The 23467-nt window shown below is 44.9% G+C and carries 23 protein-coding genes; 5 read left to right on the top strand and 18 right to left on the bottom strand.

The window, feature by feature from the left end; translation table 11 throughout:
- Positions 1-103: 103 nt before the first annotated feature.
- The 4 genes from IGJ05_RS13070 to IGJ05_RS13055 all read right to left on the bottom strand — a co-directional run bounded on the left by IGJ05_RS13070 (position 104) and on the right by IGJ05_RS13055 (position 5072).
- The gene (locus IGJ05_RS13070; RefSeq protein ID WP_005228611.1) at positions 104-1828 is read right to left on the bottom strand and encodes an ABC transporter permease/substrate binding protein; all 1725 of its coding nucleotides are present in this window, start codon (positions 1826-1828) and stop codon (positions 104-106) included.
- Positions 1821-3035 carry a quaternary amine ABC transporter ATP-binding protein gene (locus tag IGJ05_RS13065; RefSeq protein ID WP_005228609.1) on the bottom strand — a complete coding sequence of 405 codons (1215 nt, stop codon included), beginning with the start codon at positions 3033-3035 and terminating at the stop codon, positions 1821-1823. Before IGJ05_RS13065 ends, IGJ05_RS13070 begins: the two co-directional genes overlap by 8 nt.
- 135 nt (positions 3036-3170) lie before the next feature.
- Complete coding sequence (locus IGJ05_RS13060) at positions 3171-3824, bottom strand: GntR family transcriptional regulator (protein WP_005228608.1); 654 nt, start codon at positions 3822-3824, stop codon at positions 3171-3173.
- Positions 3825-3878: 54 nt separating this feature from the next.
- Entirely contained in the window at positions 3879-5072 is a 1194-nt protein-coding gene (locus IGJ05_RS13055) for an NAD(P)-dependent oxidoreductase (RefSeq protein ID WP_034869144.1), read from the bottom strand.
- A gap of 94 nt (positions 5073-5166) precedes the next feature.
- Here IGJ05_RS13055 and IGJ05_RS13050 point away from each other — a divergent pair, with 94 nt between their 5' ends.
- Positions 5167-5790, top strand: a complete 624-nt coding sequence (locus IGJ05_RS13050) for a DapH/DapD/GlmU-related protein (RefSeq protein ID WP_015510201.1) — start codon at positions 5167-5169, stop codon at positions 5788-5790.
- A 193-nt stretch (positions 5791-5983) separates the two neighbouring features.
- Positions 5984-7522 carry an AMP-binding protein gene (locus tag IGJ05_RS13045; protein ID WP_266166989.1) on the top strand — a complete coding sequence of 513 codons (1539 nt, stop codon included), beginning with the start codon at positions 5984-5986 and terminating at the stop codon, positions 7520-7522.
- Between the two features lie 72 nt (positions 7523-7594).
- Here the strand turns inward: IGJ05_RS13045 and menC are convergent, their stop codons facing one another.
- From menC to menB, 6 genes are read right to left on the bottom strand one after another with little or no spacing between them, the layout of a single operon-like run.
- Entirely contained in the window at positions 7595-8722 is a 1128-nt protein-coding gene (gene menC, locus IGJ05_RS13040; RefSeq protein ID WP_060792820.1) for an o-succinylbenzoate synthase, read from the bottom strand.
- Positions 8723-8737: 15 nt separating this feature from the next.
- Positions 8738-9577 carry a 2-succinyl-6-hydroxy-2,4-cyclohexadiene-1-carboxylate synthase gene (gene menH, locus IGJ05_RS13035; RefSeq protein ID WP_060792819.1) on the bottom strand — a complete coding sequence of 280 codons (840 nt, stop codon included), beginning with the start codon at positions 9575-9577 and terminating at the stop codon, positions 8738-8740.
- Positions 9574-11286 (bottom strand): 2-succinyl-5-enolpyruvyl-6-hydroxy-3-cyclohexene-1-carboxylic-acid synthase, encoded by a 1713-nt coding sequence (gene menD / locus IGJ05_RS13030; RefSeq protein ID WP_266166988.1) that lies wholly within the window; start codon positions 11284-11286, stop codon positions 9574-9576. Before menD ends, menH begins: the two co-directional genes overlap by 4 nt.
- Positions 11279-12643 (bottom strand): isochorismate synthase, encoded by a 1365-nt coding sequence (locus tag IGJ05_RS13025; protein ID WP_213356837.1) that lies wholly within the window; start codon positions 12641-12643, stop codon positions 11279-11281. The genes menD and IGJ05_RS13025 overlap by 8 nt, the downstream gene beginning before the upstream one ends.
- Positions 12621-14120, bottom strand: a complete 1500-nt coding sequence (gene menE / locus IGJ05_RS13020) for an o-succinylbenzoate--CoA ligase (RefSeq protein WP_266166987.1) — start codon at positions 14118-14120, stop codon at positions 12621-12623. Before menE ends, IGJ05_RS13025 begins: the two co-directional genes overlap by 23 nt.
- Positions 14120-14935 carry a 1,4-dihydroxy-2-naphthoyl-CoA synthase gene (menB, locus tag IGJ05_RS13015; protein WP_005228595.1) on the bottom strand — a complete coding sequence of 272 codons (816 nt, stop codon included), beginning with the start codon at positions 14933-14935 and terminating at the stop codon, positions 14120-14122. The genes menE and menB overlap by 1 nt, the downstream gene beginning before the upstream one ends.
- A 188-nt stretch (positions 14936-15123) precedes the next feature.
- Here menB and IGJ05_RS13010 point away from each other — a divergent pair, with 188 nt between their 5' ends.
- Both IGJ05_RS13010 and IGJ05_RS13005 read left to right on the top strand, forming a co-directional pair.
- Complete coding sequence (locus IGJ05_RS13010) at positions 15124-15492, top strand: PaaI family thioesterase (RefSeq protein ID WP_005228593.1); 369 nt, start codon at positions 15124-15126, stop codon at positions 15490-15492.
- Positions 15493-15694: 202 nt separating this feature from the next.
- Positions 15695-16894 carry an AI-2E family transporter gene (locus tag IGJ05_RS13005; protein WP_005231861.1) on the top strand — a complete coding sequence of 400 codons (1200 nt, stop codon included), beginning with the start codon at positions 15695-15697 and terminating at the stop codon, positions 16892-16894.
- 43 nt (positions 16895-16937) lie between these two features.
- Here the strand turns inward: IGJ05_RS13005 and IGJ05_RS13000 are convergent, their stop codons facing one another.
- The 6 genes from IGJ05_RS13000 to IGJ05_RS12975 form a co-directional block, all read right to left on the bottom strand.
- Positions 16938-17882: an ROK family protein gene (locus IGJ05_RS13000; RefSeq protein WP_015510208.1), complete on the bottom strand. Its 945-nt coding sequence runs from the start codon at positions 17880-17882 to the stop codon at positions 16938-16940.
- A complete protein-coding gene (locus tag IGJ05_RS12995) occupies positions 17879-18517 on the bottom strand; it encodes a GyrI-like domain-containing protein (protein WP_005228587.1) in 639 nt (212 codons plus the stop codon). Before IGJ05_RS12995 ends, IGJ05_RS13000 begins: the two co-directional genes overlap by 4 nt.
- 147 nt (positions 18518-18664) lie before the next feature.
- Positions 18665-20017, bottom strand: coding sequence for a PTS cellobiose transporter subunit IIC (gene celB, locus IGJ05_RS12990; protein WP_266166986.1), 1353 nt, complete (start codon positions 20015-20017; stop codon positions 18665-18667).
- On the bottom strand, positions 20010-20528 hold the full coding sequence (locus IGJ05_RS12985; RefSeq protein WP_266166985.1) for a hypothetical protein: 519 nt from the start codon (positions 20526-20528) through the stop codon (positions 20010-20012). The genes celB and IGJ05_RS12985 overlap by 8 nt, the downstream gene beginning before the upstream one ends.
- Positions 20518-20874 carry a PTS lactose/cellobiose transporter subunit IIA gene (locus tag IGJ05_RS12980; RefSeq protein ID WP_266166984.1) on the bottom strand — a complete coding sequence of 119 codons (357 nt, stop codon included), beginning with the start codon at positions 20872-20874 and terminating at the stop codon, positions 20518-20520. The genes IGJ05_RS12985 and IGJ05_RS12980 overlap by 11 nt, the downstream gene beginning before the upstream one ends.
- Positions 20875-20887: 13 nt before the next feature.
- Positions 20888-21223: a PTS cellobiose transporter subunit IIB gene (locus IGJ05_RS12975; protein ID WP_266166983.1), complete on the bottom strand. Its 336-nt coding sequence runs from the start codon at positions 21221-21223 to the stop codon at positions 20888-20890.
- Positions 21224-21478: 255 nt separating this feature from the next.
- Between IGJ05_RS12975 and IGJ05_RS12970 the strand changes: the two genes are divergently transcribed.
- Positions 21479-21799, top strand: coding sequence for a helix-turn-helix domain-containing protein (locus IGJ05_RS12970; RefSeq protein WP_005228576.1), 321 nt, complete (start codon positions 21479-21481; stop codon positions 21797-21799).
- Between the two features lie 124 nt (positions 21800-21923).
- On the opposite strand, the gene IGJ05_RS12965 is transcribed toward IGJ05_RS12970, so the two are convergent.
- Both IGJ05_RS12965 and IGJ05_RS12960 read right to left on the bottom strand, forming a co-directional pair.
- Positions 21924-22604 (bottom strand): amino acid ABC transporter permease, encoded by a 681-nt coding sequence (locus IGJ05_RS12965; protein WP_266166982.1) that lies wholly within the window; start codon positions 22602-22604, stop codon positions 21924-21926.
- Positions 22604-23455 carry a transporter substrate-binding domain-containing protein gene (locus tag IGJ05_RS12960; protein ID WP_266166981.1) on the bottom strand — a complete coding sequence of 284 codons (852 nt, stop codon included), beginning with the start codon at positions 23453-23455 and terminating at the stop codon, positions 22604-22606. The genes IGJ05_RS12965 and IGJ05_RS12960 overlap by 1 nt, the downstream gene beginning before the upstream one ends.
- Between the last annotated feature and the right edge of the window lie 12 nt (positions 23456-23467).

Here is a 23467-nt window from a genome sequence, read left to right as displayed (position 1 = left end):
GTCTTTTGCAAAAATCATCCCCTCGTCTTTCGTCATGAATCTAAGTATTTTAAACAACAAAAAGAACGACCGCTTCAATCTGCGGTCGTTCTTTTTTTAGACATTAGTTCGTCCAAGCAGCAACTTCTTCTGGGTGATTGGCTACCCAATCTTTGGCTGCATCTTCGGCTGACGTTCCGTCATTGATTGCTAACATGACTTCTTCCATGTCTTCTTGTGTCCAGTTGAAACGATCAAGTACTTCGTAGACTTCTGGCATGTCATCTGCTAATCCTTGGCGTACAACAGTGTTGATGCTTTCTGCTTCACCCATTGTTCCTTCTGGATCATCCAGATATTTCAGATCATATTTCGCAAACATCCAATGTGGAGACCAGCCAGTAATAACGATCTCATCTTGGTTCTTGATGGCTTGGCCTAATGCCACTGTCATCGCTCCTGAAGAAGAGGTAGCGACATTCCAATCGGAAAGGTTGTCATACGTTGCAACTGTATTTTCCGCTGCATTTACAACACCAGCGCCTGGTTCGATACCAGTGATGGTTTTTCCAGCTTCGTCAGAAAGGTCTGCGATGGAATCTACATCCATATAACTTGGTACAACGATCCCCAGTTTTGCCCCCTCTAAGTTAGGACCTAAGTTTTCAACTTGGTCTTGGTACTGTTCATACTGGGATTGATGCGTAGATGGCAGCCAAGCAGCGACCATCCCGTCAACTTCCCCTTTTGCCACCGATTCCCACATGATGGCATTATCCAAAGGCGTCGTATTGACTTCGTAGCCCATTTGCGACAAAACTTCTGCCACCACATGGGTAGATGCAACTTCCGTATCCCATTCGACATACGCCAAGTTCACCGTGCCTTTGCTGTCAGAAACATTTCCAAAGGCAAACGATGCTCCAATCAAAGCAACGACTGCCGCTGCAGCAATCCCGCCAAAAAGACGTTTTTGTTTGCGACTTGTCTTGCTGGCTGCTTTTTGATGTGCCGAACGATTCAAATTCTGGGTAAAGCGATCCATGATGATCGCCAAAATAACTAAGGATACCCCACTGACAAATCCGTTACCGACTTGTGCTCGTTGCAAGGCGGACAAGACGCCGCGCCCTAACCCAGGAGCACCGATCATTGACGCGATCACGACCATTGATAATGCCAGCATCGTGGTTTGGTTGACCCCAGCCAAAATAGTGCTTTTGGCTAGTGGCAATTCTAATTTGATCAGTTTTTGCCAGCCAGTCCCACCGAAGGAATCAGAGGCTTCCACCAATTCACGAGAAATTTGGCGAATCCCTAAGTTCGTCATCCGAACGGTTGGTGGTAGAGCAAAGATCACTGAGGCGAAGACCCCAGGAACCATCCCGATCCCAAAGAAAGCAACCGCAGGAATCAAATAAACGAAACCAGGCATCGTTTGCATAAAGTCTAAGATCGGCGTCACGATACTTTGCGCTTTTTCGCTTTTCGCCATTAAGATTCCTAGTGGAATCCCAATGATGATCGAAACCAAACTCGACAATAAGACCAACGTGACGGTGTTCATCAAGTCTGTCCATAATCCTTGGTTATAGATGAACAGCAACCCGACAAAAGTAAAAGCTGGCAAGCCGAATTTTTTGCGTGAAACGAAAAAGGCAGCAGCCGTCAATAAGACGATCATTAATAACGGTGGTACAAACAGTAATACATTTGTAATAGCGTCCATGATAAATTGTCCGAAAGACTGTAAGGCTGAAAACAATCCACTGAAAGTTCCTGTTAGCCAATCAGTAAAGTTTTCGACCCAATCAGCCACCGGAATCGTATGTTGTAAGAAATTATCCATTTGTCACTACCCCTTCCTCTGCTTGAGCGGCTGAATCAGTCTCAGCCAATGCTTCAATCACACTTCCGCGGATCACGACTCCGATCAAACGATCGTTTTCTACCACGGCTAAAGGTGTAGGCGAATCATAGATCAAATTGAAGATATCCGTTACCAGCATATCTTTATCGATCTTTTTAACATTTTTATCAATAACTTCCTTCAAGGTCAGATTGTTTTTCCGTGCCTCACGAGCAGACTCGGCTGTCAGGCTTCCTTTTAGGTGACGACGTTTGTCGACGGCTAACAGCATGCTGACTTCTTCTTTCCGCATCCGGTTCAATGCTACGCTTGGTCCATCGATCTCGATGTTCGTCGTCAATGCTGGGACCATGATGTTTTGCGCAGTCAAGACTTTGGAACGATCGACATCTTCCACGAAATCACGCACGTATTGGTTGGCAGGATTCGTCAAAATATCTTCTCCTGTACCGATCTGCATGATCTGACCATCTTTCATTAAAGCGATCCGGTCACCGATCCGCAAGGCCTCGTTCAAATCATGGGTGATAAAGATAATCGTTTTTTGAACATTGGCTTGCAATTCTAAAAGTTCATCTTGCATTTCACGGCGAATCAGCGGATCTAATGCTGAAAAGGCCTCATCCATCAAGAGGATCTCTGGATCATTGGCTAACGCACGGGCAAGTCCCACACGCTGTTGCATCCCTCCAGACAGCTGGTCAGGGTATTGGTCTTTAAAAGAAAGCAATCCTGAGTTTTCTAACGCTTTTTCCGCTTTCGCTGTTCGTTCTTCTTTCGAGACCCCACGGACTTCTAGTCCGTATTCTGTGTTCTCTAAAATTGTCCGATGAGGGAAAAGGCCAAAGCTTTGGAAAACCATGTTGATTTTGTGACGGCGAACTTCTCGTAGTTCCTCTTTACTCATTTTGGCAACATCCACGCCATCTATGTAAATATCTCCGCCAGACGGCTCGATCAATCGATTCAATAGTCGAATCAATGTTGACTTCCCGCTTCCAGAAAGGCCCATGATGACGAAAATCTCGCCTTCGTTGACTTCAAAGTTCACATCATAGACCCCAACGGTGGCACCCGTTTTTTCTAAAATCTCGTTTTTGCTGCGTTGTTCTTTGACCATGGCAAGAGCTTGCTGCTTTTTCTTACCGAAGATTTTGGTTAAGTGTTCCACTTTAACTTTACTCAAATGATTAATACTCCTTTTTCTGAAAAATTTCACGAAAGTGACCATACTATCTTAACAAGATGTGGTCACTTTGTCAAAAAAAATTTCCCAATGCTTTTTCTTTTGCAAAAAAAGCATGGGAATCAGGAAAAAGAATTACGCTGAATGGTCCGTTGGATAGAAGAAATTGGTCATGCGCTGCAACGCCAATTCATTCCCGACAAAATAAATCGTATTGCCTGCACTGAATTTCGCATAAGGTCCCGGTGACAACAACAATTCTTCGGTTGTTTGGATCGCGATGATCGTCGCCCCTGTTGCCTGCCAAACATTCAATTCGTTGATACTTTTTTCCAAATGCTGCGCCTGTTCCGTCAGCTGAAGCTCAAAGGGCACAAACGGACTCATGTGGTGTACCTTTTTGGTTTGCTGCACTAGCGTGTTCAACAAGTCAGAAAAATTATCCAGCTCTTGCTGCTGCCGCTCCACACTGTCTAAAATATCTTGTCTAATTTCTTGGATCGACTGCACATCTTGGTATTGTTCCACAAAGGCCTGTGCTTTTTCCTTTGAAGCAATATAGGCGCCGCTGCCATGACGGACGTCCATGATTTCTAAATCAACTAATACATTGATCGCTTTGCGGGCTGTTTCAGGAGAGACATTGAAATTGCTGGCTAATGTTGAGCGTGCATGGATCTTTTGCCCAACTTGGTAGCGATTTTCAACGATTCGTTCCGCGATCGCTACGGCAATCTGCTGATAACGAGGCAAAGCGACCTTCTTTTTATCTTGAAACTTATTCGTCATGATGAACTTCCTTTACTTTTTTTTCATCATAACAAGAAACATTGTTGGTGGCAACTATTCACTGGTTCGCGAATTTTTGATCAAGCGGGCACGAATGATCGCTGTTTCTTGCTGTATCTGCTGCTGTAGATCTTGCAGCAGTGTTTCATTTGTCTCATCAAGATCAATCAAAGTATAGGCAACTCCGGCTTTTCTCTCACTCGCCAAATTATCGATATCCACGCCTGCTTCAGAAATGATCCGCAATAATGGGGCAAAAGCACCAGGCTTGTCGTGATAAAACAGCGCTAAGCGATACGGTGCTAAAAAAGGCAACTCTGCATGGGGGAAATTGACCGATTCTTGAATCGTCCCAGCGCGTAAATAGGCATGCATGCGATCAAAAACTACGTGATCCCCCTTTTCCAAGGCATTGGTAGTACTGCCGCCGATATGCGGATAACACAACACTTTCGGTTGTCCGATCAAGCCCGCACTAGGAAAATCAGTGATGTATTGTTTGAGCTGATTTTTGGCTAATGCTTCTAAGACGGCTGCTTCTTCCACGATTTCCCCGCGACCAAAATTCATCAACACTGCATTTTTTTTCATCTGCTGAATCGTTTGTCGATTCAGCATGCCTTTGGTCTCTTGACTTAAAGGGAGCAAGACCACCACAAAATCTGATTCGGTCAACAGCATTTGCAGGTCACTGACTTGCTCGTAATCGTGTGCTGCTTTCTTCGTTCGGGCATAGCCCAAAACCTCCATCCCTAGCTGATGACAGGCTTTTGCCACCCGTTCACCGATCTCTCCTAACCCTAAAATACCGATGGTTTTTCCAGCTAATTCTTCGCCAATCACTTCTTTTCGCCGTTCTTCAGCTACCTTCAACACCTCTTCTGCTTCAATTTGACCGGACGTTAGTTCTTCTTGCAAATCGGCTACCGTCTGGATCGCTTTGAATAAGGGGCGGACGCTGAGAAATAAATTGGATAGCACCAACTCTTTGACTGCATTGGCATTGACACCAGGACTATTGAAAACTACTGTGCCATTTTGAGTACACCGTGCCAAATCGATCGTATTGGTGCCTGTTCCTGAGCGAGCGATCACAGCTAATTCTGGAGTGATCAATTCGTTAGGAACCGTTGAACTGCGCACAAACAGCGCCTCTGGGGCCGCTTGATTTTTTAACGAGTATCCTTTTTTGATTGCTCGCTTAGCTATCGTTTCGGTCATCTTATCTAACTGATAAATCGTCTCCATAAAGCAGACCTCCTTTTGTCTTTAGTGCGTATTAGTCAAATAGTACAAAAAAGTGCGGTAAAATGATAGTAATACGCAAGAGAGGATGATTTATATGCACCTATCGATCACAAATTTTCCAGATGAACAGCCGATCGTTGGCAAAGACTCGCAGCTTCAAGACACAACTTTAGGAGACTATGTCGAAATTGGCGAAGCCAATCACATTGATCATTCTTCCATCGGCAATTATACCTATACGGGGCAATATTGCTTTATTCAGAACAGCCAATTAGGACGTTTTATCAGTATCGCAGCGATGGTCCGCATCGGCCCTACCAATCATCCCTATGAACGCCCTAGTCAGCATCTTTTTGCCTATAATGGCGAAGGCTATGGATTTGCGCCAAAGGACGAGTCCTTCTTAGAAAAACGCAAAGCAAAAACGACCGTCATTGGCAATGATGTCTGGATCGGCCACGGTGCCGTGATCCAATCTGGTTTGACCGTCGGTGATGGTGCCGTGATCGCCTCAAACGCAGTCGTAACCAAAGATGTGCCGCCTTATGCGATCGTCGGCGGGGTTCCAGCAAAAGTGATCAAATACCGCTTTGATCCAGAAACGATCACTGCTTTGCAAGAAATCGCTTGGTGGAATTGGAATCGTGCAGAATTAAAAGCACGCTATTTAGACTTTCGCCTCCCAATCGAAGATTTTGTAGCAAAATACACCCGTTGATTATGCACTTTTTCGCTTAGTACGAGGAATGAATGATAACACATCACAGTCATTCATTCTTCGAAAGTCTTTGCCCGAATGATTTTTTAGAAATAAATAAAAAACACAAAATATCTATTGTATCGAGGAATTCCTGTGCTAAAATGGAGAAATCAAATGAAGTTTTTCACGAACTTTTAAAGGAGTGTTCTATTTGTCCATTTTAGACTATCGTCCATTGAATCTATACACCAATTATCGCGAAGCTGCTGAGACGTTTCCTGACACCCCCATCATCCATGATGAAGTGTTGCCAGCATTTCCTGAGCTTGGCTATCGTAGTACCTACCGTTCGAGCCATGAAATGATTTTAAAGCGTGCTTATCAACTTGCCTCACTTGGCGTGCAAGCAGGAGATAAAATCATTCTGTATAAATCTTCAAAATTCGATACGTATTTGTTAGCAACGGCTGCTTCTTACCTTGGTGCCGTTCCTGCTATGATCTCCTATCATTTTCCTGCTGAAACCATCGAAGTGTTTGTGGATCGCTTAGAAGATCCTTACATCTTATTTGATGAAGAAACCGAAGGCCGCGTCGCACAAGTGAAAAATAGCAGTACTGACAAACAGATCGCTGTTCGCCATTTGCTACAACAACCAGAGGAACCAGTGGAACAAACTGAATTACCGGTGGATCAAATTTCCTATATGACCCATACTTCTGGAACGACGGGTATTCCAAAATTGATTTGTCATTCAGCAAACTCCATGGGCTGGCGGACAAAATGGCAAAAAACGATCTTCACCAAGATCGATCGCACCAAAGCTGACTCTGATTTAATTGCGTTCCATATTTCACCGGTGCACTCCCGCTTCAACATCGGTATCTCCTCCTTGATGGCGATGGGCTTTCCGATGATGCCATTAGCCAATGCCAACGGTGCTCATGTCGTAGGCATGTTAAAAGAATACCCACCGATCGCTTTGGAAACTCATCCAAACAATTTTGTCCAATGGAGCTTTGTGGCAAAAGAACAACCAGATGCTTTTGCTAATATTCGTTACTATCACTCAACCTTTGATGCTATCAACAATCAAACAATGGCGACTTTTTTAAATACTTCAGCAACAAAAGAAGCACTCTTTTTACAAGTCTATGGCCAAAGTGAGTGCGGGCCAATGATTCTAAAAGCACATACCTTAGAAAGCATCGCTACCAACGATGCCCGTGATATGGGTGTCGGTCTGGAGGACTTAACGAGAGCACGGATCGCCGATGCCGAGGGCAACGAGCTGCCAGCCAATACCGATGGGCACATCCATTTCCTTTCAAAAGGACGCGCGTTGACCTATTATAAAGAAGATCAGCGTTTTGCTGACAATGTCTATGGCGCTTGGTGGGACAGTGGTGATTACGGCATGATGGATGATCAGGGACATCTTTACTTAAAAGACCGTCAAGTGGACTTGATCAAAAATATTGAAAGCAATCTTGCCTTGGAAGACCTTTTGCTGGATCATTTAGACTTCCTTGCCGAAGTCGTGATCGTTCGCGACAAAGAAAACTCACCGCAACCAATCATTGCTTTAGCACCAAATCGTCAAATGGATTGGGATGCTTGGTGGAAAATGGTGGAAGATCTCCCTCACCTCAATCAGCCAATTTTACGCGACTACGAAGATATCCCACGAACAGCAACCATGAAAGTCCAACGACTACAAATTGAAAAAGAATTCAAAAATGTAGAATAACGCAAAAGAAACGGCCAGCAGATTTCCCTGCTGGCCATTTCTTTTATTTTCGCTGTTTTTTCTTTGATGATGTTATTCTTTCGCTGATCGTTTTCTTGAGTAGATGCATTCTTTAGGTTGCCCATACTGACTTAGCTTTGTTTCTGCTAACGTGATGCCAAAGCCCTTTCCATCAGGTACCAGCAGCTTGCCTTCATGCAAAGTTGCAGGCTGTGTAATGACATCATCATAAAAGTAACGATCAGAAGCGGAAAGATCCCCAGGAAAATGGAAAATATCTTGACTCGCAAATTGCAAATTCATGGCTCGTCCCACACCAGACTCAAACATGCCGCCTAACCAAACGAGTAGTCCATGGGTTTGACATCGATCAAGGATTCGCAAGGCTTCGGTGATCCCACCGACACGGGGGATTTTCAGGTTGATCGCACGGCAGCTGTCCAGGGCTGCGACGGTATCGACGTCTTCTGCCGTTCGAATATCTTCATCCAAACATAGAGGCGTCTTCATCTGCCGCTGTAGCTGACTGTGCCCCACCAGATCTCGTACCTTAAGTGGTTGCTCGATCATCACCAAGCCTAAGTCATCAAGTGCCAAAATGCGTTCTGGCTCACTCTGATAGGCTCCGTTTGCATCTGCCATCAAAAGCAATTCTGGAAAGGCTTGTCGAATCGCTCGCAAGGGTACCAGATCTTGCCCAGGCTTGATTTTTAATTTGATTCGTTGATACCCTTGGGCGACATAATCGGCAACAAGAGCCACTAGTTTTTCGACAGAGTCTTGTATGCCAAGACTAACGCCAACAGCGACACTCGGTCGGGTTGCGGTATAAAGCTCTTTCACACTTTGATGCGTTTGCTTGCCATATAGATCCCAAATCGCTGTTTCCAAAGCCGATTTTGCCATGTAGTTTCCTTGGACCGTTTGAAACAGCTGCCAAACTTCTTGCGGATGCTCGATCTCTTGGTCAATCAATAATGGGATCAGTGCTGTTTCAATCACTTGTCGAGCAGAAAAGAGGGTTTCTTCAATGTAATCTGGCTGCTCAAAAGCGACCAATTCACCGATGCCCATCGTTTTATCCTCTGTCGTCACCAAATAAAGATCAAAAGCTTTTTCTGTTAATTGTCCATAACTTGTCACAAAGGGTTGTTTGAGGGGCAAGCGACAGGCGATGCGTTCAATTTTTTCAATCTTCATTGCGTTCTCTCCTTGTCAATCAGCTGACTGTGGCCCCGATCCTTTTACAAACCATTGATCGATTTCATGACGAACCTGTGTCGGCTGTTCTAAATGGATACAATGTCCAGCATTAGCAACGACTTTGATGGTCATCTCTGGTTGCAGCTGCTTCATTTGGTGGGCGATTTTACGAAACTTTAAATCTTTTTCCCCCGCTAAATAAAGAATTTCACAAGCTAGCTGCGGAAGTGCCGACCAACAGCTTGGCTGTTTGCCAGTACCACCGTAAACCAAGCTTACTGCCAAGCCAAATTTGTTTTGCTGCAAGCGTCCTTGCCGTACAGCAGCCTGCTGCGCTAAAGGTAGCTCCTTTTGACTAGCAAACAACGGCAGTTCTTGCCAGTAATCGACAAAATCGACCAAAGGCTCCCTTAGTAAGCGCAACGCTAAGCGACGATCGTGCCGCTGACGAGCGAGTCGTTCTGCTGGATCAGCTAACCCGGGTGAACCACTCTCAAGCAAAAGATGGGTCACTGCCGTTGGTTCCATGACCGCCCAGACAAGTGCGATTCGCGCCCCCATCGAGTAGCCATACAGGCCATAACGTTCAATCCCTAACTTCGCTAAAAGGTGTGCGAGATCCTCCACCAGTAAAGGAAGTTCATAACGCATGGGATGGACATAAATCGATGAGCGTCCATGTCCAATCAAATCGATTGCCAATACATTGTAAGAACCTTCCTCTGCAAAAACCGGTCGAAAGCTTTCCGAAGAACCCGTGAAGCCATGCAATGCCACAAGGGTTGGTAAGGATGATCGATACGGCTGCAGCCACTGATAAAAATAACTGACGCCATTTATCGTGTCCTTCATTGCTGCGCTCCTGCCTCGCTAAACTGCTGTTGGAGTGCTTGCCAAGTGTTGACCGGATCTTTTTGCTCACCCTTCACTTCGATTATTTGAAAGCACGGCTGTTGACTTGTTTCCGCTAAAATCGTTTGAAACTCTAGCAAAGAGGTCGGTGTGTGCCAATTCGCCTCATATAAAGCCGCCACTTTTTGAAACTCAAGATCTAACGGAGTACCAAAGAGCGGGACAAAGTCGTTTGGTTCTAAGGTGTTTTGTGACAGAAAGGAAAAGATCCCACCACCGTTATTATTCAGTAAAATGATCGTTACTGGCAATTGATACTGGCGCAGTAGTTGTAGGCCGTTCATATCATGGTACAACGCTAAATCACCAATCAACAAGTAGGTAGGCTTTTGACTGGCGGAAGCAATCCCAGCCACGGTCGAGACAAGGCCGTCGATCCCATTGACGCCTCGGTTTCCATACACTCGATAAGTGGAGGTAGTTTTGCTGCCGTAGCGATCAAAAAAACGGATCGCATTGCTGTTTGCCAAAAGAATTTGCGCTTCTTCAGGCAAACATTGTTGGAGCATGCGCACAGCGCTGCTCTCATCCCATTGTTGCAACTGGGGACTTGCAGCAATCACCTGATCTGCCCGCGCTTGAAGTGCTTGCCATTGTTGTTGCCACGCCGTATGTTTGACGATCGGCAACTGGGTGATGGCCGCCACGAAGGCGCTGATCGCTGCTTCGATCAAATAGTTTGCCCGATGCAGCTGATCTTGCCACTGCCCTGATGGATCAACAAAGAGCCACGTCGTCGTATCCGCTGCTTTGTTCAACCATAATAGGACATTTTTAGTGACTGGTAAGCGACCAAAACGCACGACCACTTCTGGTTGGAAGGCAGAAGTCAATTGCGGGAAAACAAGATCGGCTTGACTGATAAATGTTCCTACTTTGGTACCGGCTGTCGCCAGATTGGTCAATGGATCACCGACGATCGGCCAGCCTAATTTCTCCGAAAAAGCCAGCAACTGCTGCGCTTCTTCGATCGTAAGGCTTTCTCCAGCAATCAGGATACCTTTTTTATCAAAGTAAGGGGCTAGCTGGGTGATCATCTCTGCTGACAGCTCTTGTTGTGGTGCCAGATAGCTCACGTCTTGCTGCATACTGCATTGGCGACTAAAGTCAGGCAACAGCGGCTCCCGTAATGGAAAGTTGATTTGGACAGGGCCTTTCGACTGTTTTTGCGCTTCGATCGTGCAAGTTGCAGCTTGCCAAAAACTATAACGCAACAAAGCAGGATCGTTTTCTGGCACCGTCATCTCTACCATCTTTTTGACATGAGAGGCATACAAATTCTGTTGATCCATTGCCTGTGGCGCCCCAACGCCCCGCAGTTCTGGTGGGCGATCAGCCGTTAAGACGATCAGTGGCAAGTTGGTAGCTTCAGCTTCACAAACAGCTGGATAATAATTGGCTGCTGCAGTTCCAGAAGTACACAGTAAGATCGTTGGCTGGAGATCAACTTTGGACATCCCTAAAGCAAAAAAAGCAGCCGAACGTTCATCGACAGCCACCGTACAGGTGATCTCAGGATCACGATGCAATAGTAGCGCCAATGGCGTGGAGCGTGAACCGGGACTAATGACTGCTCGCTTCGCACCCGCTGCTTTTAGTCCTTGGATCGCCGCTAGTAAATAGTCTGTCATGACTGTCTGGTTATTCATCTCCTAAGATCCCTCTCCTCATCGGTTGAAATTTTAACCGTGTTTCTTGACGTTCGGATTCCGCATCTGAATCGGCAACGATCCCACAGCCCGCATACAGCGTTGCTTGATTGCCGCTAAAGAATCCTGAGCGGATCGCCACAGCAAACTCGCCAATATCTTCTTGAATACCCAACCAACCGATCGGTCCACCGTACATCCCTCTGCTGGCTGGTTCATGGGTACGAATCCATGAGACGGCTGCTTCTTTCGGTTCTCCCCCCAATGCTGGGGTCGGGTGTAGTTTTTGCACGGCGGTCAGAAAGTTGACTCCTGCCTTTCTTTGCCCTGCTAAAGGAACAAACAAATGCTGAATGTCACGATTTTTGATCACGGAACGGGCTTCTGATTGAAAGCCGTCAGCTAACAAAGTGGCCAATGCCGTTTCTAAGCGATCGACAACTACTTGATGTTCATGGGTATTTTTTGCGTCCGCTAAGAGGGCTTGTGCCAGTGCCTCATCTTCTTCTTTGGTTTTGCCTCTTGGTGCGGAACCTGCGATACTCACCGTTTCAAACTGATCGACAGTCGCTTTTAGCAAGCGTTCTGGCGTCGCACCAGCAAAAACATGGCCCCCATGTTCGATGGCAAAAAGATAGGTATTCGGCTGCTGTTGCGCCAACCGTTGCAACACCGCAGCACTAATGATCGACTGCTTCGTTTCTACCTTCATTCGTCTTGCCAGAACCACTTTTTTCAACGGTGTTTCAGTTGAGCGAATGGCTGCCACTGTCTCTTCGACCGCTTGCAGCCATTGGGGCACATCTAGTTCCTCTTGTGCCTGAAAAGCAGGCGTTTCTGCTACAAGACTCTTGTCCGAATTGGCCTGCAACCAGCTTGCGACTTTTTCCTGTAAGGCAGCGACTTTTTGTTGTCGTTGTTCCTCGGAAGAAGCGGCTACTGTATAAACGACGCCACACTGATCTCCAGTTTTGCTGACCAGTATTTCTGGCAACGCAAAGAGACCAGCACCTAGCTCAGCCCAATCCTGACTGACTTCTGCCTGTTCATCAAAAGCAAAGCCGCCAACTAACTGCGCCTGAAAAGGTGCCTCTGGTTGATAGTGGGCTTGCTTTAAGAGAGAGCGGACTTCTGAAAAGTCTGCAAGTTTGGGTTGCGAAAAAGTGGCTAACCAACCCAACCCTACTATACTGGTCGTTTCATCAGGGGTACGCCAGAAGTAGCGTTCCCCTCGATATTCTTGTGCCGCTGCATAAAGAGCCAGTAAGTCACACCTTTCTATAGGTTGATACTCACTCAAATAGGTTTTCCCGGCAGCGATCGCTGCCTCATAATTACTTGTTGATTTGCTGTTCAATGTAGTTCACTCTTTCTTCACTCAGCAATAGCCTTTTTAAAACTTTACCGCTTGCTGTGCGCGGCATTTCTCGCACGTGATAAAAGCGGCGCGGAAATTTATAATGGGCGATCTGCCCTTCTAACGTATCCAATAAAGCTTGGAAGTGGATCGGTTGATTTAACGTTAAATAAGCCGCGACAGATTGTCCCCACTCCTCGTCTGGTTCCCCCACCACAGCTGCCTCTTTGACCGCTGGATGCTGCAACAAGGCTTGCTCCACTTCTGCGGGATAGATGTTTTCTCCACCAGATATGATCAGTTCGCTTGCACGACTGACTACATACAAAAAGCCCTCTTGATCAAGATAACCTAGATCTCCTGTGGCAAACCAGCCCTCTTGGTCCCACTGCTGTGGACTGCGATCGTTCAAGTAACGAGTCGTGATCGCAGGTCCTTGCAGTTGGATTTCTCCGATCGGCTGGGTATTTTCAGCAGTCTGGTGGTCTGCCATTTTCCCATCAGTCGCAATTCGTAAATGGACACCTTGCAGGGGAACCCCAGAGGCGCCGATTTTTTCAGAAGCTTTTTCTGGCGGCAATGCCACCACTTGTGAACAGGTTTCTGTCATCCCATAGGATTGAATCACAGAAAGCTGATTTTGCTGGCATTTTTCCAATACACTTTTGGCAATCGGACCGCCGCCTAGCAGGATATAACGCAACGAATCAAAGCCTTGTTGGGGCACCAAGGGCAGCAAATCTGTCAACATTTTTGCCACCAAAGAAACGATCGTCCCTTTCCCTGCTTCAAGGTCTTTTGCCATTTCTCCAGCATCAAAGCGCTCATACAAACGAACACTCATCCCAAGTCGCAAAGACCGCAAGAGAATTGATAACCCACTGATATGATACAGCGGAACTGCACAAAGCCAACAATCCTCGCTAGTGATGGCTAAGTTTTTTTGAGTCGCTTCGGCACTTGCTAGATGATTCCCAAAGGTTTGAGGCACACCCTTGGGATTGCCAGTCGTACCAGAGGTATACATAATTGAAGCCACTTGCTCTGCTTGATAGATTGCTTCATTAGGAACAAACGAAGGAACAACAGAACCGATAAAAGCCTCCGCCTGTTTGATCGCTTGTCCAAAGGTCAAGCTGCGAACATCCGAAACCGCAGCCTGATCCGCCGTGATCACCCAGTCGCAGTGGGCATCTTGCAATTGGAAGGAGATTTCAGCGGCTGTCAATCGCGTATTCAGCAGCTGGACTTCGATCCCCAACTCCCATAACGCAAGGATCGTAAAGACCATTTCAGGGGAGTTATTGCTAAAAAGAGCTACCCGGTTTGGCTGATCAACGAATTGGGCTAGATAATAAGCAGCGTAAGCATAAACCTCTTTTTGCAAGGCAGCAAACGACCAGCTTTTTTCATGCCAATAAAAAGCTGGTCGTTCTGGATGAAGTTGTGCTTGCCTTTGCAGCCAACTCCCAGTCATTATGGGAATTTAGGGAATTGGTCGAAGTCTGGTTGACGTTTTTCTTTAAACGCGTCACGACCTTCTTTGGCTTCATCCATCGTGTAATACAATAAGGTCGCATCGCCAGCTAATTGCTGAATACCAGCTAATCCGTCCGTATCGGCGTTCATTGATGCTTTGATCATGCGTAACGCCAACGGGCTCTTTTGCAGCATCGTTTCTGCCCATTCCATCGTTTCATCTTCTACTCGATCAAGAGGAACGACTGTATTGATCCAGTTCATCGCCAATGCTTCTTCGGCGGTATATTGTTTTGTCATGAACCAAACTTCCTTGGCTTTTTTATGACCGATTGTCCGTGCAAGATAGCCCGAACCATAGCCACCATCAAAACTACCGACATTTGGTCCTGTTTGACCAAATTTAGCGTTATCAGCGGCGATCGTTAAATCACAAACCAATTGTAAAACATTTCCGCCACCGATCGACCAGCCTTTGACCATGGCGATCACCGGTTTTGGTAACGTGCGAATCAAGCGTTGCAGATCCAATACGTTTAAGCGAGGAACCTGATCTTCCCCAACATAGCCACCGTGACCACGGACTTTTTGGTCTCCGCCTGAACAAAAGGCTTTATCGCCGGCGCCTGTCAAAATAATCACGCCGATGCCTGGTTCATCGCGACTGATCGAAAATGCATCAATCATTTCAAACACCGTTTTTGGTGTAAACGCATTGTGGACTTCTGGGCGGTTAATCGTGATTTTCGCCACTTTTCCATGTTGTTCAAACAAAATTTCATCGTACTCTTTTAAGGTTTTCCATTCTCTCATTACTTGTTCCTCCTCAATTCACATAGCTCTATTATACACATATCTAGTCGCTTTTCGTTAGAAATTGCTTTGGTTAAGGGAATTTCTTAAGACTTCTCCCCCTGTTGCCGACTTTCTGAGATCTTCGGCTATTTCTACCAAAACTCGTGCTATAATCATGGTAACTTTCTTAGAAAAAGGAGCAAAAAATGAATTTACTGGAAGCCTTAGAAATCGAAGTAGAAGCAGCAACAGCCGATTTTGTTCGTTTACGGATGCCGATCAAAGCGCAGCACAAACAGCCTTTTGGTCTCGTTCACGGTGGCATTAACGGTGTTTTGATCGAGACCGCCTGCAGCATCGGTGCCAATCAAGCTTTGGCTCAAGAAGAAGCCTTTGCCGCCGGCGTTGACCTGCAAGTCAATCATCTAGCCGCCGCCCAAGAAGGAACCCTGATTGTAGAAGCTAGTCCTGATCGTATCGGCGCTCGTATCCAAACTTGGCAAGCCACTATTTGGTTAGCTAGCGGGTTAAAAACTGCCGTTGGGCGCTGCACCTTAACGACTGTGCGCAAATAATCCTTTACGCTCCTGCATTGTGCTCACGGGAGCGTTTTTTGGTCTGTTTTGAAGAAAGAGGTCACCAGTCAACGCCTTATTAAAGATAATCTTTCATTATAAAGATATTGAGAATGTGAGCGCGGTTTTTTCGAAAGGTACGTTGTTTTTTTACAGAATAGGGGTCTTTCGTTATAATGTAGCTAAGAAAGCGAGGCTTATTATGAAAAATAACCGATTGATCCACTTTTTAGGCGGCAAAACAAGCTATTATGTCTTAGGACTGATTATCTTGTCGGCAGTTGCTGTCTTTTTGCTAAATCAGATTTCTTTTTTATTTACACCCTTTTCAGCCATTCTTACAGCTATTATCCCACCCTTTTTATTTGGGCTGATCCTTTACTATCTGTTTAATCCGGTGGTCGATAAATTGGAAACGAAAAAAATTCCCCGCAGTGCTTCGATTGCTGGGATCTATCTGTTGATTCTTTTGTTGATCGTCTTTGCTGGTTTCCAGCTTTATCCGATTTTGGAGCAGCAAACCACCGATCTGATCAATAGCTTACCAAGTTTGGTCAGTGACTTTGAGAAAAACGCGACCGCCTTTTTAGAAAATACCCCATTTCAAGATGAGATGGCACAAATTACAGACACACTACAAAATATCACCAGTAATATCATGAGTTTTATTGGAGACTATTGGCAAACTGGTGCCGCTGGGCTCAGCAGTTTGTTTTCAACCATTTCGACCTTATTCATTGCTTTGTTTACTGGACCGATCATTGCCTTTTTTTTATTGCGCAACCCCAACAAGTTTTATTTTTCGGTCCTCTCATTAGTACCACCGCGTTTTCGCAAAGACTTTAATGAAATCGTCAAGATCTCTGACTTACAAGTCGGTGCCTTTTTGAAAGGACAAATCATTTCATCCCTGATTTTAGGGGCGATCTATTGGGTTGTTTTCCTCTTGATCGGCCTAGAGTATGCCAGTATTCTGGCGATCGCTGCTGGTCTGCTTTGCATCATCCCCTATATCGGACCTTTTATCGTCTTTTTCCCGGGGCTTTTCATTGCCGCACAAGACTCTACCGGGATGTTGGTTAAGTTTTTGATTGCTTGGTTTGCTGTACAGCTGCTTCATGGCGATTTAGTCGTGCCCCGTGTGATGGGTGACCGATTGAAAATCCATCCTATTACGATTCTGGTTGTTTTATTAGTGATGGGTGATTTGATGGGGATCGTTGGGGTGATTTTCGGAATCCCGATTTATTGTCTGCTAAAAGTTCTTGTCGTTTACGTGTTCCGCAAATTCAAGCAGCGCTACAACCGCTATTACGGTCAAGACGGCAAATACTTCCACAGTGCCTTCACTAGCAAAGATTACCTAGGTGACGAAGACAAAGACACCAAGAAAAAAGCCTAAAAAACTGCCGCGAATCGTTGGTTCGCGGCAGTTTTTTTCTATTTTATTTCATCTCATGTTCCAAAAAGAAATGATAGAGCGCCCCTAATAAATTGGCGTCATTTTGAAATTTGCAGGCTTGGATTTCCGGCTTCGTCAAGGTCTGCTGCAAAATCGGTAAACTAGCCAGCAGTTGCTGATACTGACGGTCGATTTCTTCCACCACGATCGCTTGGGCACTGATGCCACCACCAATCACGAAGCGGTCTAAGTCAATCACGGCTTGAACATTGAGTATGACACACGCGATTTCTCGGCAATACGCTGTAAACAGTGCCCAGACCTGTGGCTCTTTTTGATTGATAGCGTCAAAAACTGCTTCACCATCCGCAAGATCAGCTAAGCCTAGCAGTTGGGCGCTGCGACGGATCATGGCGACCGCTGAACCGCTAAAACCTGCCAATTGCTGCAGGGTCAATCCCTGATTATTTGGTTGCTCAGCGTTTTCTGGAGCATCGCTTCTCTTAGTGGCATTTAGTAGAAAACTTAATTCCCCTGCTTGAAAATGTGCACCTTGGATCAGTTTTCCTTCAACGATTACACCACCACCCAAACCAGTACCTAAGGTTATGGCAGCCCCATTTTGAATCCCTTTAAGGTTTCCTAGCCACCATTCAGCTAATGCGGCTGCCTTGCCATCGTTGGTCACAGCCAGCGGCACTTGGTACTTTGCCAGCAGCTGTTTTAAGGAGACTCCATCTAAAAAAGGCAATGCCCCGCCAAACGAGATCGTCCCTGTCTCTGGGTTGACTTTTCCTGGAGTACTAACAGCAATGCCCCGAATGCTCCCATGAACGTCTTCAACGATCGTTTCAATCCCTGTCAGAAATTCCGTAAGATTTTTCGGCGTATCCATCCGTCCTCGTGTCAGAATATTCCCCGAGCGATCAATGACAGCCGATTTGATTTTCGTGCCGCCGATGTCGATGCTTAAATAGTTTTTATTCACTGAATCCCACCCTCTGCTTCTACTGCCCATCGCAGGACGGTTTTGGCTTTATCTGGTGAAACTTTTCGCGGATCAGACAAATAGATTTCTCGATGCTGGAACGTGTCCATCGTTGGACGGATCACTAACTGCTCTTGTTTTAACAGCTCCTTCATTTTCGCAAATGTTTCCGCTTCAGTGTCAAAAGAACCTGTATGCATCGCTTGCAGACACAATCCTTCTTCATAGCGCTCAAAGATGAGCTTTTCTAGATTTGGATTGTCTTTCTTCTCTTTGACTGCTAAGAGCTGTTCTTGAAATAGTGTTTCCGTGACTGGCTCTGGTTGGCGAATCATGATTTTGTAGATCAATTCTTCTTTGTTGACGGCACCGTCTGGCTTTGTCAGAGAGGTCCACACACCTTCTAAAGGAAAGACCGTGTATTCAAAGGGTTCATTGCCAAAAGCCCCTTTTTTTAATCCCATCCTGAGTGAATAAGAAATCGTATATAAAGCGGCGATCTCTTCGCTGAATTCAGGTCGATTCGGATTGCCGCTGCCGCTCAAACTGATAAATTGATACGTTGGCACCTCGATCACTGTTGGTTTTTTGGGAAGATAGAGCTCTTTTTCTAGTTTGCGCCATTCATACTTCATAAGGACCCTCCTCGATTTGCTTTTCTTTATTTTACCATGAAAAAGAAGGACCATTGTAAAAACAGTTATCCCTTCAACTGCAAAGGGACAACTGTTTTTTTCTTATAGGGATAATGTAGCTACTTGCTGTTTTCCCAACTGCTCGTCTTATGCGGCTTTTTGTTCTTCTTTCAGCAATTTTGTGTCATAAAACTTCGCAAATGGAAAATAGATCAAGAAAGAAACTACTGCACAAACAATGGCAACGACGCCTGCACGCCAGTCTCCACCGGTGCCAATAAAGCCACCAAGTCCAACGGGTGTTGGGAAAGGAATATTGGCGATCATGGGACGAATCAATTCCATCCTTGTGGCAAAATACGCGATCGTGGCGGATGCCATCGGTGCTAACAAGAAAGGAATTGCTAAATAAGGATTATAGATGATCGGCACGCCGAAAATGATCGGTTCATTGATATTGAAAATCGACGGGACGATGGCAGCTCTCCCTAATACTTTCATCTGTTTCGATTTAGCAATGTAGATCATAAATAAGGTAAAACCAAGGGTTGCTCCCGAACCACCTAATGTCACGTACCCGTTGGTAAATTGGCCTGCTAATGGGAAACTCGCCCCTTCAACATTGGCAGCTAAATTAGCTAACATGATCGGGGTGATCAGTGGACTAATGATATTGAATCCATGAATCCCTACCAACCACAAGGCATGCGCGAGGAAATAAATCACCATGATTCCCAACCAGCTATCCGTAAGGTGGGTAACAAACCCGAACGGAATTGCTACTAGTTGAAAAATATCCGTCCCTAAAACAACTAAAACACCATTGATGGTCAGAACCACGACTGCCACCACAAAGGCTGGTATCAGTGCCGTAAAACTACGAGCCACACCTTCAGGCACTTCTTCAGGCATTTTGATGACCCAGTTGTTTTTTACACAGAGACGATACAGCTGAACGGCAACGACCACCATCACGATCCCAGTAAAAATACCAACAGTTCCTAAACGTGCGACCCCATCGGCACCAATCAACCAACCATTGATCAGCCCTTCTTCCACATCATTCATCCGTGTCATTTTTCCGCCGTCAAAAACAAGCTGAGGAATCGACATCAATGTAGCAAAAACACCTAACAACGCCCCATTGATCGGCGTCAGGTCGAGATTCTCCTCGACTTGAATGATCTTGGAATACTCATAGCCCAGAACGATACAAAAATATAATGCCAATAACCCCATGGTCGTACTATTTGCTAACATATACAAATCACTGAAATTCAAAAAAGTCGCTTCAAAAAAGTCAGCTAAAAACGGAAACGTGATCGGTAAAATGTTGAATACTAAAAACATTGAGCCTACGATCGTAAAAGGAATCGACGCCATCCCTGCCGCCATGATACTACGAACGATTTTGTATTGGGAAATCTTTCCCATCGGACCCATTACTGCTTTTTCTAAAAGTTGAAATAGTTTATTGTTCGATTCTGTCAAATCAATCACCCTTTCTTTCTATCTCTTCAAATTCGCGAATCCATTGCCAATGTCGGTCTTTATTGCAAAAAATTTTCTTCAGTTTTCTGATACCACTCCATGCAAAGACACCACTTATCCAGAGAACTATGCGAACATACTCGATACTTTGCGAGGTGAAATAGGGGAAAATAACTTCTGTCACGCCAAAAAAAGTCAATAAAAAAAGAATGGCCATTGTCCCCATTTGAAGGCGTAAATACCATGTAGTAAAAAAGAGTTGCTTGGGAACGATAATTGCGTGGTGTCCATATAAGCGGATAAACTCACTGATCGCTCCCATTGAAAACAGCAACAGGCTCAGTGGAACCACACGCAGCCATTGCCCTGCCAAAGAAGCAGCCAACAGCCAATATAGGTTAAAAAAGAAAAAGAATGCGACTAAATACCGCAATAGCAACAGCCGTTGAAAATAGAGATTTTTCTTCGTCAGTTTTTGTGACGCATCTCTTTGAGCAACTTTTGCTTGCTTACTCGCCATCTGCACTCCTGCATTGGATCGCTTCTTCAAGGCTACTCATTTTTTGATAAATCCCTAGCATTTCTAGTGCTACTTCTCTGAGGGTCATGGTTGTCATCAAATGATCTTGTGCATGGATCAACAAGATATCGCAGGTAAATGAAGTCCCTGAAGCATATTCTTGCAGCATTTTTGACTGGATGCGGTGGGCTTTGACTAATGAATCATTGGCTATGTCCAACAACTCTTGCGCTTCTTGACAACTGCTGTTTCGCATCTGTTCAAAGGCTTGATGAATCATCGTGCGGGCATCACCGCTTGCTAAAATAAGTTCAAAGGATATTTCTTGAATTTTTTCACTATCCATAGCCTACCTCCATTTATTTCGCACTTTTTTCTAATGCAATGCTTTCTTTGACTAGCTGTGCTAATTTCTCGATCCCGATCGGTATCGGAATATATGCTTGCGGGGGAATATTCACGATTGGTTTGCCGTATTTATCGGCGCTTTTCTTTAAATTGGCAAAATGCATTTTCGTTTGCGGGCTAACTAAATATAAATCATACTCATCCTTAGCGATCGTAGCGATCCCCTCTGAAGCAGAGATGGCATCGATCCTCGCTGACCAGCCTTCTGTGGTTAAAAAGCTTGTTCCTTTTTTAGCGATCAACGATGAAGACATGCCTGCTGCACAAATTATCAATACTTTTTTCATTTCACTTCCTCCTTCTATGAAACGCTTCCATTTTGGTGTATCTATTCCTTTCTTCTACCCTCCTTCATGCTATAAAAAATCCTTGAGAACGATTCACTAACTGCTGATTCTTACAGGTAGTAATCCTTCTTCACATAAATAGTGTTACATATCGAGTACTTTGTAAATGCAATAAAACTCTATTAGTGATATAAAACATTAATTTCTTTCTGCTTCTATCGTGTCATAGTAGAATAATTTTGTGGAGGGGATTTCATGTTTAAAGATCGTTTAAGACAGTTGCGGAAAACGCGATCTGGTTTAACACAAGCAAAAATGGCAAAATATTTAGGAATCGCCAAAACAACCTATGCTTCGTATGAGCAAGGCAATCGGATGCCCGATATTGAGATCCAAAAAGAACTTGCTGATTACTTCAATGTCAGTCTCGATTATTTGCATGGACGTCCGAATGATTTGGAAGCCCTCTCTATGAAACAGATTCGTGTGGCTTCAAGAATCAATGAGGACTTTACTGAATATCAACTATCTGAAATCATTACCTTTATCGAATTTATAAAAAACCGCCCAGAGTAAACGGTACTATTCTGCCTTTTTTCTCTGGCTAACTTGTGGTGCTGCTTCATTACCTAAAGAAAAAACTGCTGTCAATGTCTCACAAGGAAACATTGACAGCAGCTGAAGAGCCTCGGCTCTTTTTTTATTGTCTTACAGCCTCATTAGCGACAAAGCGTTTTGAAAAATGTTGTTCTAATCGCTTTTGCCCGGCTTCAATCAAAATACACAACAGCCAATAGATGATGGCAACTAGCACATACATGGACATGTAATCAAAGGTTCGTCCGCCAACGATCTTAGCTTTTTGAAAAATATCAGGAATCGTGATCATTGCTGCCAAGGAGGTTCCTTTCAGCAAATCCATTGCCACATTACTCAATGCCGGTACAGAAATACGAAAGGCTTGTGGCAAAATAATCAGACGCATCGTTTTCGTAAAGGATAACCCTAACGCATAGGCAGCATCAAATTGTCCACGATCCACACCAGCAATTGATCCTCGGTAGATTTCCCCGATAAATGCGCTGCTGGTCAATGTAAAACAGATGATCGCAGCACTAAGCGCCGACAATTGATAAGGCAAGCCAAAATACAGTAGGAACAACAAGACCAACGCTGGGACGCCTCTTAGAAAGGAGAGGTAGCCCCGCACGAACCCTCTAATGAATGGATTTTCCAACATCCCTAAGAAGGTGAGCATGATCCCTAATACGTTGCCACCTAGAAACGAAACGACAGCAATGCCGACCGTATAGGACAAGCCCGACAGCAAATAGGGCAATGACTCCCACATCAACGGCAAATCAAGGGTTGGAATATACATTAGTCTGTTTCAACCGTTTGGATCGCTTGATCAGATTTTACTGAAATATCGGTTTGAAAATACGTTTCCGCAAGTTCTTTTAAACGGCCGTCTTCTTTCATTTCTGCTAAAACAGCATCCACTTTTTCCTGCAATGCTTGATGATCTTTCACAAATAAGAAGCCCGTTTCATTCGGGTTAAAGTAGACATCTTCTAAAATTTTAACAGGGATATCTGGCAAAGCAGCGACTGCCATTTTTTGCAAATAATAATCATTCAAGATCACATCCGTTCGACCATTCGCAACATCTGTCAAATACTGATCATTCGTTGCGTTGTCGTAAGTCACTAATTCTGCCCCATAGGATTCCGCTAAGCGCATGTAGCTGGTATTCGGTTCACCAGCAGCTTTTTTGCCATCCAAATCTTCTAAAGAAGCAATCCCAGAGTCATCACTTTTTCGCACGATCATACTATCGAACGAGTATTTGATAGGCGTTGAGAGACTGAATTTTTCCGCCCGTTCATCCGTCAAACCAAAATCGTTGGCAGCAAAATCGGCTTCTCCACGTGTTAAAGAAGAAATTTGTCCATCGACATTGTACTCTTTAAATGTGATCTCTACGCCTAATCGCTTGGCGACTTCTTTTGCCACATCGACATCATAGCCCACTAATTCATTTTCATCGTTATAGTAAGATGATGGATACAAGGTTCCCGAAGTAGCAACAACCAATGTTTTGGCTTCTTCCACCTTACTTAGACTCGTGTCTTCTTCCGTTGGTTTGCTGCAGGCACTTAACAAGACTCCCGCAAATAAACCTAAAAAGCCAACCATTGCAACGATTTTCCCTTTTCTAACTTGTTTCATAATATCCTCCTC

The sequence above is a fragment of the Enterococcus sp. AZ167 genome, from assembly GCF_051714025.1.
In the GTDB taxonomy this organism is placed as follows: Bacteria; Bacillota; Bacilli; order Lactobacillales; family Enterococcaceae; genus Enterococcus_D; species Enterococcus_D casseliflavus.
The sequence above is the reverse complement of the archived record's forward strand: the minus strand, read 5'-3'. Positions and strand labels throughout refer to the sequence as shown.

Coding starts and splice junctions, on each gene's coding strand:
- IGJ05_RS12960 (WP_266166981.1), bottom strand. CDS start 23,455: ATGAAACAAGTTAGAAAAGGGAAAATCGTTGCAATGGTTGGCTTTTTA.
- IGJ05_RS12980 (WP_266166984.1), bottom strand. CDS start 20,874: ATGGATAGTGAAAAAATTCAAGAAATATCCTTTGAACTTATTTTAGCA.
- menB (WP_005228595.1), bottom strand. CDS start 14,935: ATGAGAGAATGGAAAACCTTAAAAGAGTACGATGAAATTTTGTTTGAA.
- IGJ05_RS12970 (WP_005228576.1), top strand. CDS start 21,479: ATGTTTAAAGATCGTTTAAGACAGTTGCGGAAAACGCGATCTGGTTTA.
- menD (WP_266166988.1), bottom strand. CDS start 11,286: ATGAATAACCAGACAGTCATGACAGACTATTTACTAGCGGCGATCCAA.
- IGJ05_RS13010 (WP_005228593.1), top strand. CDS start 15,124: ATGAATTTACTGGAAGCCTTAGAAATCGAAGTAGAAGCAGCAACAGCC.
- IGJ05_RS13050 (WP_015510201.1), top strand. CDS start 5,167: ATGCACCTATCGATCACAAATTTTCCAGATGAACAGCCGATCGTTGGC.
- menE (WP_266166987.1), bottom strand. CDS start 14,120: ATGACTGGGAGTTGGCTGCAAAGGCAAGCACAACTTCATCCAGAACGA.
- IGJ05_RS13060 (WP_005228608.1), bottom strand. CDS start 3,824: ATGACGAATAAGTTTCAAGATAAAAAGAAGGTCGCTTTGCCTCGTTAT.
- menC (WP_060792820.1), bottom strand. CDS start 8,722: ATGAAGATTGAAAAAATTGAACGCATCGCCTGTCGCTTGCCCCTCAAA.
- IGJ05_RS13070 (WP_005228611.1), bottom strand. CDS start 1,828: ATGGATAATTTCTTACAACATACGATTCCGGTGGCTGATTGGGTCGAA.
- IGJ05_RS13005 (WP_005231861.1), top strand. CDS start 15,695: ATGAAAAATAACCGATTGATCCACTTTTTAGGCGGCAAAACAAGCTAT.
- IGJ05_RS12985 (WP_266166985.1), bottom strand. CDS start 20,528: ATGGCGAGTAAGCAAGCAAAAGTTGCTCAAAGAGATGCGTCACAAAAA.
- menH (WP_060792819.1), bottom strand. CDS start 9,577: ATGAAGGACACGATAAATGGCGTCAGTTATTTTTATCAGTGGCTGCAG.
- IGJ05_RS12975 (WP_266166983.1), bottom strand. CDS start 21,223: ATGAAAAAAGTATTGATAATTTGTGCAGCAGGCATGTCTTCATCGTTG.
- IGJ05_RS12995 (WP_005228587.1), bottom strand. CDS start 18,517: ATGAAGTATGAATGGCGCAAACTAGAAAAAGAGCTCTATCTTCCCAAA.
- IGJ05_RS12965 (WP_266166982.1), bottom strand. CDS start 22,604: ATGTATATTCCAACCCTTGATTTGCCGTTGATGTGGGAGTCATTGCCC.
- IGJ05_RS13055 (WP_034869144.1), bottom strand. CDS start 5,072: ATGGAGACGATTTATCAGTTAGATAAGATGACCGAAACGATAGCTAAG.